The 13,198-nt window shown below is 35.3% G+C and carries 14 protein-coding genes; 8 read left to right on the top strand and 6 right to left on the bottom strand.

The annotated features are described in order from the left end of the window. Positions 1-14: 14 nt before the first annotated feature. The 6 genes from OZP12_RS07335 to OZP12_RS07360 form a co-directional block, all read right to left on the bottom strand. The gene (locus tag OZP12_RS07335; RefSeq protein WP_281228394.1) at positions 15-710 is read right to left on the bottom strand and encodes a hypothetical protein; all 696 of its coding nucleotides are present in this window, start codon (positions 708-710) and stop codon (positions 15-17) included. A gap of 301 nt (positions 711-1,011) precedes the next feature. Further along, entirely contained in the window at positions 1,012-1,455 is a 444-nt protein-coding gene (locus OZP12_RS07340; RefSeq protein ID WP_281228395.1) for a hypothetical protein, read from the bottom strand. A gap of 465 nt (positions 1,456-1,920) precedes the next feature. Continuing rightward, a complete protein-coding gene (locus OZP12_RS07345; RefSeq protein WP_281228396.1) occupies positions 1,921-2,400 on the bottom strand; it encodes an FKBP-type peptidyl-prolyl cis-trans isomerase in 480 nt (159 codons plus the stop codon). Between the two features lie 181 nt (positions 2,401-2,581). Continuing rightward, positions 2,582-3,139, bottom strand: coding sequence for a hypothetical protein (locus OZP12_RS07350; RefSeq protein ID WP_281228397.1), 558 nt, complete (start codon positions 3,137-3,139; stop codon positions 2,582-2,584). A 232-nt stretch (positions 3,140-3,371) separates the two neighbouring features. After that, a complete protein-coding gene (locus tag OZP12_RS07355) occupies positions 3,372-5,234 on the bottom strand; it encodes an ABC-F family ATP-binding cassette domain-containing protein (RefSeq protein ID WP_194643678.1) in 1,863 nt (620 codons plus the stop codon). 226 nt (positions 5,235-5,460) lie between these two features. Next, positions 5,461-6,414: a T9SS C-terminal target domain-containing protein gene (locus OZP12_RS07360; RefSeq protein WP_281228398.1), complete on the bottom strand. Its 954-nt coding sequence runs from the start codon at positions 6,412-6,414 to the stop codon at positions 5,461-5,463. Positions 6,415-6,865: 451 nt separating this feature from the next. Here OZP12_RS07360 and OZP12_RS07365 point away from each other — a divergent pair, with 451 nt between their 5' ends. The 8 genes from OZP12_RS07365 to OZP12_RS07400 all read left to right on the top strand — a co-directional run bounded on the left by OZP12_RS07365 (position 6,866) and on the right by OZP12_RS07400 (position 13,169). Further along, positions 6,866-8,056 (top strand): BamA/TamA family outer membrane protein, encoded by a 1,191-nt coding sequence (locus OZP12_RS07365; RefSeq protein ID WP_281228399.1) that lies wholly within the window; start codon positions 6,866-6,868, stop codon positions 8,054-8,056. Positions 8,057-8,104: 48 nt separating this feature from the next. After that, positions 8,105-8,344 carry a hypothetical protein gene (locus OZP12_RS07370; RefSeq protein ID WP_281228400.1) on the top strand — a complete coding sequence of 80 codons (240 nt, stop codon included), beginning with the start codon at positions 8,105-8,107 and terminating at the stop codon, positions 8,342-8,344. Next, complete coding sequence (locus tag OZP12_RS07375) at positions 8,344-8,649, top strand: type II toxin-antitoxin system RelE/ParE family toxin (protein ID WP_281228401.1); 306 nt, start codon at positions 8,344-8,346, stop codon at positions 8,647-8,649. The genes OZP12_RS07370 and OZP12_RS07375 overlap by 1 nt, the downstream gene beginning before the upstream one ends. 11 nt (positions 8,650-8,660) lie before the next feature. Beyond that, a complete protein-coding gene (locus OZP12_RS07380; protein ID WP_281228402.1) occupies positions 8,661-9,824 on the top strand; it encodes a glycosyltransferase family 2 protein in 1,164 nt (387 codons plus the stop codon). Positions 9,825-9,907: 83 nt separating this feature from the next. Then, a complete protein-coding gene (locus OZP12_RS07385) occupies positions 9,908-11,221 on the top strand; it encodes a dihydrolipoamide acetyltransferase family protein (protein ID WP_281228403.1) in 1,314 nt (437 codons plus the stop codon). A 132-nt stretch (positions 11,222-11,353) separates the two neighbouring features. Then, positions 11,354-12,124 carry a 3'-5' exonuclease gene (locus OZP12_RS07390; protein WP_281228404.1) on the top strand — a complete coding sequence of 257 codons (771 nt, stop codon included), beginning with the start codon at positions 11,354-11,356 and terminating at the stop codon, positions 12,122-12,124. An 89-nt stretch (positions 12,125-12,213) separates the two neighbouring features. Beyond that, entirely contained in the window at positions 12,214-12,825 is a 612-nt protein-coding gene (locus OZP12_RS07395; protein ID WP_281228405.1) for a fumarylacetoacetate hydrolase family protein, read from the top strand. Continuing rightward, positions 12,825-13,169 (top strand): Hpt domain-containing protein, encoded by a 345-nt coding sequence (locus tag OZP12_RS07400; protein ID WP_281228406.1) that lies wholly within the window; start codon positions 12,825-12,827, stop codon positions 13,167-13,169. Before OZP12_RS07395 ends, OZP12_RS07400 begins: the two co-directional genes overlap by 1 nt. Positions 13,170-13,198: the final 29 nt, after the last annotated feature.

The following is a 13,198-nucleotide window of genomic DNA, read 5'->3' on the forward strand; positions in this document are numbered from 1 at the left end:
GACTTCAAAAAAACTTAATTTTTTAAAGCATTAAAATTAACTTTTAGGCCCAGTGAAACGAAATCATAATCTTGGAGAAAATTAGAGTCTGTCAGATTTATACTGTGTTGATATTGCAGTTGTAATTTAATATTTTTGATCCCAGCTTGCAGTGTTAAAGCAGGCTCGAATAACCATTGCGAATTATTTGCTTTTAAGTATTCAATATCATAATAATTTCCACTGATAGAATTATAATTTAGATTTGAAATTCTATTAGAAAAAGAAGCAATAAAGTACTTGCTGGTAAAACTAATACTGGGTTGTGCAGCAATACGGAAAAAGTTAGCTTTAATACTTTGATAATTGGTATTGTTTTCTTCATATTTTAAACCTCCAAAACCTATTAGACCATATATTTCAAAGACAAAGTGTTCTGATAAGTGTTTATAATAACCAGGACCAAATTCAATAATATGGCCAGAGCCATTTGAAGAATCATCTGAATATTTAGGCCAGTCAGTATTAAATTGAAAGGCAATTTTGTCTGTCAATCCGTATGCGCCTTGAAATTCGATTCCATCAGTACTTTCAGAGCTGTTGAGACCAAAAGAGATATTAGTTTGGCCTTTTTCAGTTATTGCGGGCACATTTTGGGTGTTTGGAACATAATAAACGGGACTACATCCGACTATTGGGGCAAAAATTAAAAGTAAAATTAATTTTTTCACGCCGATAAAGTTTTAAATTGATTTGCAAAAGTATAGTGATGAGAAAAAACAATTTCTCAAGATTAACCCAATTGGATAAATCTTGATAAACAGGACAAATTCATCTATAAAGTTAAGCTATATTTTTTACATTAAATGAGGTTTAATTTCGAATGTTCCTATTAACAACAACCCACAACAGAATCCAATTCTGTTGTGGGTTATTGTTACTTTATTAAAATATTTCATCGAATGAATATTGATATATTTCGAGCAACTCTGATTTTGGGCTGATTCAATTGGTTTTGAATTTGCAATAGTCTTAAGGCATTAATTTTTTGACTTCTTTTTGGATAATTTGTTCCATATCGACGAAGGTTTCTTTTTTGATTTTTCGAAATTTTTTTTCAAATAATGAAATTTCATTTTCTAATTCCTCGTGTTCGCTTCTAAATTTATGAGAATCATATTTAAAAGGATCATCGATTAGTTCTGCTAAATGACTCAGATGTTTGGATGTTTTTTCAAGAAGTCTGTCACAGTCCATGTTTGTTTCCGACAAACCAGATGATAGGTTTCTCATTTCTCCCAGATTTTCTTTATTGATCAACGAAATGAAATATTTATCAACAAGATGATACAAAAAGTGTAAATCCTCTTTGTAGAACTTCAAATCTGACTGCCAATGTTCGGTCAGAATATATAATTCTTTGTATTCGGCAGTCCAGATAAAATCCCCTTTTGGTCTTAAACTAAAAATTTCCATAATTGTCAAGTATAAGTAAGTGGTATGATTAAAAAAAAAATAGTAACAAATTGATTGTGAGATTGTTTTGTTATAATCCAGCTTTCTGCGTTGAAATAGAAAGCTGTAAAAAACCATATTAAATTTAAGAATTTTATTTTGAGTAAATCTTTTTTTGTCATTGTTTTTTTTAAGAATATATGTCTTTCTGAACGATAGATGCTCTGTAAATTATCAGGATTTTTGGAATATGACTATTTAAAATAATAAATAAAATATAGCTTCAATCTGGCGATGTTTTCTCGGGTGAAGTGGCAAAATATTAGATAGTTTTTTTTCAACGGGTTTTAAATAGAAAGATTTGGTTTGTAGTTTTCGATAATGATCATGGGCTCATATAATGAAAAAACCACAACAGAATTAAGATTCCGATGTGGTTTTTTTTATATTATGGTTTTAATACTTGTTCTTTATGGGCGATTACTTTTAATTTACGGAAATTAATTTAACCTCAAAAACAAGTACTGAACCTCCAGGAATTGGTCCCATGTCGTTATCTCCATAACCTAAATGAGAAGGAACCAAAAGGATTCCGCTACCTCCAACTTTTAAATGAGGAATACCTTCAGTCCAACCTTTAATCACTTGGTTTAAACCAAAAGAAATTCCTTCAGGACCGCTTTGGTCAAAAACATTTCCGTTAGTGAATGATCCTTTGTAAGCCACGGTTACATTTGAAGTTGCTGTAGGTTGCGCTCCTGTTCCTGGTTCGTTAATTACATAGTACAAACCAGAATCGCTTTTTTGTGCTTTTAGATTATTTTTGGCAAGATAGTCGATGATCTCTTTGTCGTTTTTGGCAACTAAATCAACTGGTTCTCCTTTTGCAGTTTCGTTTGTTTCTTCATTTTTTTTACAAGAAATGAAAAGAGTCATGGCCACTAAGGCAAATAATAATTTTTTCATAGAAATGGGTTGTTTTTTATAAGCGACAAATATAACAAAATGAGATTGTGATTTTTGTTAAAAATTGTGCGTGGATTTTCTATGAAATTTTTTTGCCACTGATTAACACAGATTCTTTGGACGAAGAAATAAAATCTGTGCCAATCTTTTTAATCTGTGCTAATTTGTTTAAAGCTAATTGTTAAAAATAAATTCCAAATTTGACTGAAGCTTCCGGATTAAGCAAAGGCAAATTGTACTCTTTGTTGTCCAAAACGAAATTGTCGTTGCCTCCAACTTTAAGGCTTAAACCTGCCCAAGGCGAAACGTAGATATTTTTATAAATAGTGAAATTATAACCCAAGCTTCCATTCAATAAGAAGTTATCGAAATTTTTGGTAGCGCTGCTGCTGTCACTTTGAATATCACTTTTCCAATAAACAGGTCCTCCACCAATCCACCAACCTTTCCAGTTGTCTTTTAAAAAACGATCCAAAATAACGGCATACGCTTTTATGTGATGATCAGTAAAACCATCTTTGGTCACAAAATCGGGTTTGTTGACATCTGCAAAAAGGGCTCTGCCTCGCCATTTGTCCTTACCTATCCAGCCAGCACCAAAATAACCTCCGGTGGCGTAGGGCAAAACGTCTAGTTCGATTCCGAAATTCCATTTGCTATTTGTGTCTGTTCCGTTTGCAGATTGGGCCTGTAATTGCATCGAAAAGGCAATAAAAACAAGAAGTAATGCTTTTTTCATGGATGAGGTTTGAGAGGTAATTTTGATCTGTAATTGTTACTGTTTCAAAAATACATTTTTGTCTTTAAATTGGTAATGACTTTTATCATAAAGAAAAAAGCCACAACGGAGTTAGATTCTGTTGTGGTTTTTGTTTTATAATAATAATTAGTCTTTTCGTCATTGCGAGGAACGAAGCAATCACATATCGAGAGCAACAAAGTGGGATTGCTTCGTTCCTCGCAATGACATTCTATCCTTCCATCTTCGCACTCAGCTCAAACCATCGTTCCTCTTTATTTTCAATTTTTTTGATGATGTTTTCCAGTTCTTTGGCTTTCTTTTCAATGTCGGCATCGGCTACTTTTCCTTCGGAAAATAATTGCTCGATTTTGGCTTTATCCAATTCCAAATCCTTGATTTCGCGCTCAATTTTTTGGTATTCCTTTTGCTCGTTGAAAGTCAGGTTTCCGGTTGGATTGTTTTGTTTCCAATCTTTCTTTTCGGCTTTGTTTTCCTCTTTTTGGGCAACATCGGCACTGTCTTCATACGCCCTGAAATCGGAGTAATTTCCTGGGAAGGTTTCAATCTCTCCCTGACCTCTGAAAACGAATAACTGATCCACGATTTTGTCCATAAAATAACGGTCGTGCGAAACCACTACCAAACATCCCGGATAATCCAAAAGGAAACTTTCCAAAACATTTAAAGTTACAATGTCCAAATCATTCGTAGGCTCATCCAGAATCAAAAAGTTTGGGTTCTGAATCAAAACGGTACATAAATACAAACGTTTTAATTCGCCACCGCTCAATTTTTCGACATAATCGTATTGTTTTTTGGCATCAAATAGAAAACGTTCCAATAATTGCGAAGCTGAAATAATTTTTCCTTTCGTCAGCGGAATAAATTCACCAAATTCCTTGATGACATCAATCACGCGTTGACCGGGTTTCGGGTCAATACCAGCTTGGGTATAATAACCTATTTTGATGGTGTCTCCCACAACTACTTTTCCGCCGTCAAGAGGTATCGTTCCCGTCAAAAGATTCAGGAAAGTAGATTTTCCGGTTCCGTTTTTACCAATAATCCCGATGCGTTCGCCACGCTGAAAATCATAACTGAAATTGTCCAGAATAACGCGGTCTTTGAATTTTTTGGAAAGTTTGTGAAGCTCGATAATCTTACTTCCCATTCGCTCCATATTGATTTCGAGTTCTACTTTATTTTCCCGACGGCGACTTTGTGCTTTTTCCTTAATCACATAAAAATCATCCTGACGCGATTTCGATTTGGTGGTTCGCGCTTTGGGCTGACGGCGCATCCATTCCAATTCTTTCACGAACAGGTTTTGCGCTTTGTCCACACTTGCATTTTCGGAGGCAATTCGCTCTTCTTTTTTCTCTAAATAATAAGAGTAATTTCCTTTGTATTGGTACAGTTGTCCGTTATCCAGTTCGATGATTTCGTTGCACACGCGCTCCAAAAAGAAACGGTCGTGGGTTACCATAAATAGCGTAATGTTTTCTTTGGCAAAATAACTTTCCAGCCATTCGATCATTTCCAAATCCAAGTGGTTTGTCGGCTCATCGAGAATTAACAAATCAGGACGGTTAATCAGAATGATGGCAAGTGACAAACGTTTTTTCTGCCCTCCCGAAAGACTTTTGACTTTCAGTTTGAAGTCTTCCAGTTTCAGTTTGAACAAAATCTGTTTGTATTGCGTTTCAAAATCCCAAGCATTGTGACGATCCATCGCGTCGAAGGCTTTTTGGTAAGCTTCCTCGTCTTCAGGATTTTCCAATGCTTTTTCGTAAGCCTCAATTACTTTCAAACTTTCATTATCAGATGCAAAGATACTTTCCTCAATCGTCAGCTCGTCTTGAAGTTTATTGTCCTGTGACAAAAATGCCATTCGGATGCTTTTTCGAAGCACCACTTGTCCTGTATCAGGTTCGTCAAAACCGTTGAGGATATTCATAAGTGTGGTTTTTCCCGAACCGTTTTTGGCAATAAAAGCAATTTTTTGGTCTTTGTTAATCCCAAAGGAAAGATCTTTGAAAAGCGTGCGCTCCCCAAAAGATTTAGATATATTTTCGACTGATAAATAATTCACAAGGTTAATTTTTTGGCAAAAGTAAGCTATTATGTAACTAAATGCGAATTGTTTATTTGTAACTATTCAGCAAACATCAGATTCAAAGGAAAAAAACACGAATTTCACTAATTTACACGAATCTGCCTGATGCATTATTTCACGAACTTGTTGTCAAAGGGATAATTAATGTAATTTTTAATAATGATTAGAATTCGTGCAAATTCGTGCAATTCGTGTTTGATTTTTATTTCTTCAAATACGGCTCCAAATCAATCGTATGGATTTGCTGTGGCGTGTTTACAAAAGGTTTTTTTACCGTTGCTTCGTTCGTCAGGTAAAATAACAAACCGTCTTCGGTGGCAATTCCCTCGATTTGGTGAAACGGAAGCTCAATTTTAATTTTCCGTTTGTTTCCATTGGCAAAATCATTGTTTTTGTAACCATAAAGCAAGTAAACAAACGGCTGAAGCATTCGCGAATATCCGCATAAAACAACACCTTTCCCGTCAGGCAAAGCCGTTGCGCCGGTAACTAGTCCCTGAACATCCAGCGTTTCCTTAAGTTGGGCAATATGAGTTCCTAGAGTTTTTGGTAAGGTGTAAACACCCGTTTTTCCTCCCGTCCATTGCTTGGTAAACAAATAAATACTGTCTTTCATAACCACAAAAGCCTCACAGTCAAAATTAGTCGTATTGGGTTTTTGAACCGTAAAATCCGTTTGGTCTGCATACGAAAAAGCAATGGTGTCCACCACGGGCGCATTGTCCAAAACCGACTTTTTTTCGATTCTCAAAATCCGTAAATCCTGCCGATTTCCCCTGTAATTATTACCAAAATCGCCTATGTACAGGTACAGGCTGTCCTGCGAAATTTCCTCCCAGTCATTGTTTTTTACCCTCGGAAAAATAACTTTTTTCTCGATTTTGCCTTTTGTGCTCACTCCATAAATAGCCGTGTCCCCGTCATCATTGTGCGTCCAAAGCAAATTGTCAAAGGTCGTCAGTCCCGAAGTTTCCCTTATCGTGTCGCTTATTTTTTCAGAGAACTGCGCTTTCACTTTTGCGGAAGCATACACACAGCTTCCGTCATTTTCGGTTGCATTTGGGTCAAAATTTTTCGCAAAATGATCCGTACACCCTTTGGTTTGGGCATAGGAACCGGTTATAAACAAAAAGAAAAGCAACAGTGTTTTTTGCATCATTTGTCCAAAAAGAAATCCAAAAGCAAGATATTAAACAATTCCCAAATAAAAATGATTAGGAGCGAATGATTAGGTGTTTTCGGGAAACATGGGTTCCTGCTGTCGCCTTTATCTCTCCGCTACGCTACGAGGATACCGGCTCCATCAGGGCTCAAGAGCCATTATGGTTTTGTGAAATTTTCATCTTGAAGGGTGATTGAAATTTTTCACGCAAAGGCGCGAAGACGCAAAGAACAAAAGAAAAACTTTGCGCCTCTGCGCCTTTGCGAGAAATCACCCTCGATTTTAATCTGCGAAAATCTGCTAAATCAACGCGCCATATTTTCACTCAAATAAGTCGTTCGGGAAATAGAAAACCTTACTCAAAACCGCCCTAAATGTTTCCAACTTTTATTATATTTGAGAAACTAAACAAATCATACCTTTTCTAAAATACCAACCAAATTATATGGGTTTTATTAAGCGAAATTGGCTTCTGACATTGATTATTGTTTCTTCATTTTCGTCCTATTCCCAGAAAATTGATTTCAGGAGCGACAGTTTGGATATGAAGTATATTCTGAAAAGTGTTTTTTTGAAAAACGATACCATTCAGAAAAAAAATCCAAATAAAGTTGCGTTTGCATTAATGCCTGCACCCGATATGAAAAGCGCCGAAGGCGGGCTTGTGGTGTCATTCGTGACCACTTTCTTTTTGGATAAAAATCATGAAACTACTAAGATGTCTGAGGTTTATTTTACCCCGACAACCAGTTTCTCCGGGCAGTATTCGTTTCCTATTCAGTCTTATATCTACAGTAAGGATAATAAATACAATTTCATAGGCGATTACCGTTTTATGATTTATCCCCAATTCACTTATGGTTTGGGAGGAAACAGTTCCAAGAATCCACAATCGGAGGTGCATTATCAGCAAATTCGTTTCTATCAATTTGTAACCCGAAAAATAGTAGGGAATTTTAATTTAGGATTAGGTTTTCAGTTGGATAATTACCAAGATATCTCCGAAGACGTGGAGATTACGGGCCAAACGGATTTCAATAAATACCAAGAAGGCAATTACTCTGACGAACTTTCCTCCGGAATCGCTTTTCAGGCGTTGTACGATTCCCGAAAAAACATATTGAATCCCAAACAAGGTTATTATTTTGAAGCGGATTATCGCATTAATTCCAAAGCTTTTGGAAGCGACACCAATTGGAAATCTATCTACATAGACGCCCGAAAATACCATTCTTTTAGCGAAATAAGACATAAGGTTTTGGCAACCAGAGCCTTTTATTGGGCAGTTTTTGATGGAAAACCCCATTATTTGGATTTACCCAGCATTGGTTGGGATCGTTACGGTAAAACCGGCAGGGGATTTACCCGAAACCGTTACCGCAGTAATTCCCTGTTGTATTTTGAATCGGAATACCGCACCGATATCACCAAAAACGGATTTCTTGGTGCCGTGTTTTATGCTAACTATTCATCAGTTTCTAATTTAGATACTTATCGTTTCAATAATTGGACTCCCGCAATCGGCACCGGATTGCGCATAAAATGGAACAAAATCAATGATTCTAATCTCGTTTTGGATTACGGAATCAGCAAGGACGATTGGACGTTCCGGGTTGCGCTTTCGGAGAATTTTTAGAGAAGAGACAAGAATTTTGTCGTATATTTGATAATCAAAAGAATGGCAATGAATTCAAATTCCAAAAAAGATAAAGACAACAAAAGCCTTCCAAAAGTAGAAGAAAGTCCTGCTGTTTACCAATCTAAAGTAGATTTAGGAAGTGAAATCTCGGATGATGATTGGCATAGCATGCCTGAAATACTGCATAAATTAATTGAAAAAGGCATAAAACAGTGTGAAGATGGAGAATTAATTCCTCACGAAAAAGTAATGAACGATATTAAGAAAAAATTCAATATTTCTTGATGACATATTTCGTTTATTGGTCAGTTTTATCCAAAGAATCATTCAATGATGAGGTTGATTTTATTTTCCGTAAATGGAATTTAGAAGAAGTCTTAAAATTTATAAAATTGGTTGAAATGGCTATCGAAAGGTTGTCTATCCATCCTGAAATTGGCAGATACAGAAAAGAAAAAGAAATCTATTCATTCGTTATTTCAAAACAAACTACATTGTTTTATAGAATTAATAAATTCCAAAATCAAATTGAATTAATTTTGTTTTGGAATAATTCAAAAAATCCTGTTGACTTAATTAAGTTGCTGTAATTGTTTTGAAAATGGAACTATCCGTAATCATCCTCAATTATAACGTCCATTATTTTTTGGAGCTGTGTTTGTTAAGCGTACAAAGCGCTTTGACAAACATCGATTCCGAAATTATTGTCGTTGACAATAATTCTTCCGATGACAGTTGTGAAATGGTAAAATCTCGTTTTCCAAATGTCAAACTCATTCAAAATAATGATAACGTTGGTTTTCCGAAAGGAAATAACATCGGTGTTGATGAAGCCAAAGGAAACTATATCTGTATTCTGAATCCTGATACGGTCGTGGCCGAAGATACTTTTGAAAAAGCGTTGGCATTTGCCCAAAAACAAAAAAATCTAGGAATCGTTGGTACGAAACTTATCGACGGAACCGGTATTTTTTTGCCAGAAAGTAAAAGAGGGATTCCAAAACCATGGGTTGCCTTTACAAAAGTTGCAGGTTTGTATAAAATATTTCCAAAATCACCTCTTTTTAATAAATATTATGCCCAGCATCTATCCGAAAATGAAACAGGTGAAGTGGAAATATTGGTTGGGGCTTTTATGCTTCTTAAAAAAGAATTGTATCAGGAACTTGGGGGCTTTGATGAAGATTGCTTTATGTATTCTGATGATATTGATCTTTCTTATAGGGTTTTACAAAAGGGAAGAAGTAATTTTTATTTCCATGAAACAGTTGTAATACATTATAAAGGAGAAAGCACCGTCAAGGATGGAATTTATATGAAACGCTTTAAGGAAGCTATGGAGTTTTTTTATAAAAAGCATTTTAAGGTTTCTTTTCTTTTTTCGGTATTCATGAAGTGTGGAATTGTCCTTTTTTCAATAATCAAAAGAATACAGGGTAGAGTGAAAGAAAAAATTGTTCCCAAAAAGTATTTATTGATATCGGACTCCGAAATATTGATAAAAATAATAGCCGATCTTGTCCAAAAAAAGGTAGATTTTCTCAATTGGAAAACAGAAAAAGAGGTAAATTTGTCATCGATTTCAGTAAGAAATGGAGTGCGGGTTATATTAGATAATGAGTTTGTTACGTTCAAAGAATGTATAAATATTCTGGAAAGGTTTAAAAACATGGGCGTTACCTTTAGGATTGTGCCTAAAAGTTCAAAATTTATTATCGGAAGTGATTCTTCTAATGAAAGAGGAGAAATTATAAAATTTGAGTAAAAAATAAATTTAATAAAATTTTAATTCATTTTTTTTATTAATTTCGCAATCGAAAAATCAAAATCATCTTTTAGATTAACAATATGGCAAGATTTGAATTAAAGCTTCCAAAGATGGGAGAAAGCGTTGCAGAAGCAACCATAACAAATTGGTTGAAAGAAGTTGGCGATAAAATTGAAACGGATGATGCCGTTTTGGAAATTGCTACCGATAAAGTAGATTCTGAGGTCCCTTCAGAAGTTTCCGGTATTCTTGTCGAAAAATTATTTGGAAAAGACGATTTAGTTCAGGTTGGACAAACTATTGCTATAATTGAAACTGAGGCGGTAGGTGCTGAATCTCCAGCTCCAGAAGTTGCTCCGGCTATTGTTGAAGAGGTTTTAAAAACAGTTGAGGTGGCAAAAGAATTGGTTGCTGCACCGATTAGTTTTGGCGAAAGTGAAAAGTTCTTTTCACCGTTAGTTAAAAATATAGCAAAAGAAGAAGGTATTAGTTCGGCAGAACTTGAAAATATTGTAGGTTCCGGCAAAGATGGTCGCGTGACTAAAGATGATATTTTAGCATATATAAAAAATAGAGGTTCACAGCCTGCAAATGTTGTGTCGACTCCAGCTCCAGTTATTGAAGCACCAAGAGTTGTTTCTGGGGTTGCTCCATCACAACCAGTTTCTCCGGTTTCTATAAACGGAGCTGATGAAATTGTGGAAATGGACAGAATGCGCAAGTTGATTTCGGGTTACATGATGACTTCGATTCAGACTTCGGCTCACGTACAATCGTTTATAGAAGTTGATGTGACTAATATTGTAAAATGGCGTGATAAAGTAAAAACTGCTTTTGAAAAAAGAGAAGGAGAGAAATTGACCTTTACTCCTATATTTATGGAAGCGGTTGCTAAAGCGCTGAAAGATTTTCCGGGAATGAATATTTCTGTTGATGGTGATTTTATAATTAAAAAGAAAAATATCAATATTGGGATGGCTGCCGCTTTGCCAAACGGGAACTTGATTGTGCCGGTAATTAAAAATGCAGACCAATTGAATTTGGTAGGTATGGCAAAAGCAGTAAATGATTTAGGAAATCGTGCAAAAGCCGGAAAATTAAAACCGGATGATACTCAAGGTGGGACTTATACAGTTACCAATGTGGGGACTTTTGGAAGTGTTTTTGGAACTCCAATTATCAATCAGCCGCAAGTGGGAATATTGGCTTTGGGGGCTATTCGCAAAGTACCGGCCGTTATTGAAACTCCAGAAGGTGATTTTATTGGAATCCGTCAAAAAATGTTCTTATCGCACAGTTATGACCACCGTGTGGTTGATGGTGCGCTGGGAGGTAGTTTTGTAAAAAGGGTAGCGGAATATCTTGAAGCCTTTGATGTAAATAGAGATTATTAATTCAGTATATATTGAAAATGGACCCGACAAATTTTATCGTTTGTCGGGTTTTCTTTTTTTTGGTGTTTTTGAGTTATTTTTAAAGGTAATCAATCTCAAATTTTTATATTTGCGCCAATTCAAACAAAAAAAATGGAACTCAAACTTAATAAGCCAATTTGTTTTTTCGATCTTGAAACTACGGGAATTGACATCGGAAAAGACAGAATTGTGGAAATATCAGTTTTTAAAGTTTTTCCGAACGGAAATAAGGAAAGTAAAACGTGGTTGGTAAACCCAACAATTCCAATTCCTCCACAGTCAACGGCTATTCATGGAATCAGTGACGAAAAGGTAGCTAATGAGCCTACATTTAAAGAACTGGCTCCTCATGTTTATAATATGATTAAGGATAGTGATTTGGCGGGATTCAATTCGGATCGTTTTGATATACCATTGTTGGCCGAAGAGTTGTTGCGTGCAGGGGTTGATTTTGATATGAAAAACAGGGTTTCTGTTGATGTTCAGACTATTTTTCATAAAATGGAAGAGCGAACTTTGAGTGCGGCTTTGAAATTTTACTGTGGGAAAGAATTAAACAATGCACATTCGGCTGAGGCTGATACAATGGCGACTTACGAAATCCTGAAAGCGCAGTTGGAACGTTATCCGGAATTGGAAAACGACATGAAATCGCTATCTGAATTTACTACCAGAAAAAAAATAGCCGATTTTGCCGGAATGATTGCTTTTGATAATGATAATGAAGAGATTTTTACTTTTGGAAAGCATAAAGGAGCTAAAGTCGAAAAAATCCTAGAAATAGAACCAGGTTATTTCAGTTGGATTCAAAATGCCGATTTTCCTTTGTATACTAAGAAGGTTTTAACCGGAATCAAATTAAGAAAATTAAATACGAAGTAAGTTTCTAAGACTTTGAGTTTCTGAGATTCTAAGTTTTTGGGATTTCTTAGTAACTTAGTTTCTTAGAGGCTTAGCAACTTAGAAAAAAAATGAAAATAATCTGCGTCGGTAGAAATTATGCCAATCATATTGAGGAATTAAAAAACGAACGCCCTACGGAGCCAGTTGTTTTTTTGAAACCGGATTCGGCAATTTTGTTAAAACAACATCCTTTTGTGATTCCTGAATTTTCGGAAGATGTGCATCACGAAATTGAACTTATTGTAAAGATAAGCAAGGTAGGAAAGTATATAGAGCCCAAATTCGCTCATAAATATTATGATGAGATTAGTGTGGGGATAGATTTTACGGCAAGAGATTTACAATCTAAGTTGAAAGAAAAAGGGTTGCCTTGGGAAAAAGCTAAGGCTTTCGACGGTTCGGCAGTCATAGGTGATTTTTTGCCTAAAAGCCAATTTGTTTCGTTGGAAAATATTACTTTTGAATTGAAGAATAATAATGAGACGGTACAAAAGGGAAATTCCAATATGATGATGTGGAGTATCGATGAGTTAGTGTCTTATGTTTCTCAATTTTTCACATTAAAGATTGGAGATATTATTTTTACCGGGACTCCGGCGGGCGTTGCGGCCGTAAAACCCAATGATGTTTTGGAAGGGTTTTTAGAAGAAAAAAAATTATTTAGAATACAAGTAAAATAATGGCTTTAAAATATAATTTATCAAAAGTGTACGCACTTTCAGACAATGATCCGGAGTTTGTGGATGAAATTTTAAATTTATTTGTTACCGAAGTTCCAGAAGATTTAAAGCAAATTGGTGAAGGAATAAAGAACAAGGATTTTAAACACACTTATGCCTTTGCGCATAAATTGAAGCCTACTTTGGATTTATTGGGTTTGAATGTGGCATTTGAAGAAATCCTGCAAATAGAGGCTTGGACAAAGTCTGAAGGGAAAAAGAAAGAGATAATCGAGACTTATAAGAGTGTTAAAACCCAAGTGAAAGATGCTATTAAAGAGTTGAGGAAAGATTTTGACCTTTAATGATTGTATTGATTTTTTTATAAAAAGTA

This window comes from Flavobacterium aquiphilum, assembly GCF_027111335.1.
GTDB classification, from domain to species: Bacteria; Bacteroidota; Bacteroidia; order Flavobacteriales; family Flavobacteriaceae; genus Flavobacterium; species Flavobacterium aquiphilum.

Bases quoted from the DNA above. Each gene is read 5' to 3' on its own strand.
- OZP12_RS07340 (WP_281228395.1), bottom strand. From the start codon at position 1,455: ATGGAAATTTTTAGTTTAAGACCAAAAGGGGATTTTATCTGGACTGCC.
- OZP12_RS07345 (WP_281228396.1), bottom strand. From the start codon at position 2,400: ATGAAAAAATTATTATTTGCCTTAGTGGCCATGACTCTTTTCATTTCT.
- OZP12_RS07350 (WP_281228397.1), bottom strand. From the start codon at position 3,139: ATGAAAAAAGCATTACTTCTTGTTTTTATTGCCTTTTCGATGCAATTA.
- OZP12_RS07360 (WP_281228398.1), bottom strand. From the start codon at position 6,414: ATGCAAAAAACACTGTTGCTTTTCTTTTTGTTTATAACCGGTTCCTAT.
- OZP12_RS07365 (WP_281228399.1), top strand. From the start codon at position 6,866: ATGGGTTTTATTAAGCGAAATTGGCTTCTGACATTGATTATTGTTTCT.
- OZP12_RS07370 (WP_281228400.1), top strand. From the start codon at position 8,105: ATGAATTCAAATTCCAAAAAAGATAAAGACAACAAAAGCCTTCCAAAA.
- OZP12_RS07375 (WP_281228401.1), top strand. From the start codon at position 8,344: ATGACATATTTCGTTTATTGGTCAGTTTTATCCAAAGAATCATTCAAT.
- OZP12_RS07380 (WP_281228402.1), top strand. From the start codon at position 8,661: ATGGAACTATCCGTAATCATCCTCAATTATAACGTCCATTATTTTTTG.
- OZP12_RS07385 (WP_281228403.1), top strand. From the start codon at position 9,908: ATGGCAAGATTTGAATTAAAGCTTCCAAAGATGGGAGAAAGCGTTGCA.
- OZP12_RS07390 (WP_281228404.1), top strand. From the start codon at position 11,354: ATGGAACTCAAACTTAATAAGCCAATTTGTTTTTTCGATCTTGAAACT.
- OZP12_RS07395 (WP_281228405.1), top strand. From the start codon at position 12,214: ATGAAAATAATCTGCGTCGGTAGAAATTATGCCAATCATATTGAGGAA.
- OZP12_RS07400 (WP_281228406.1), top strand. From the start codon at position 12,825: ATGGCTTTAAAATATAATTTATCAAAAGTGTACGCACTTTCAGACAAT.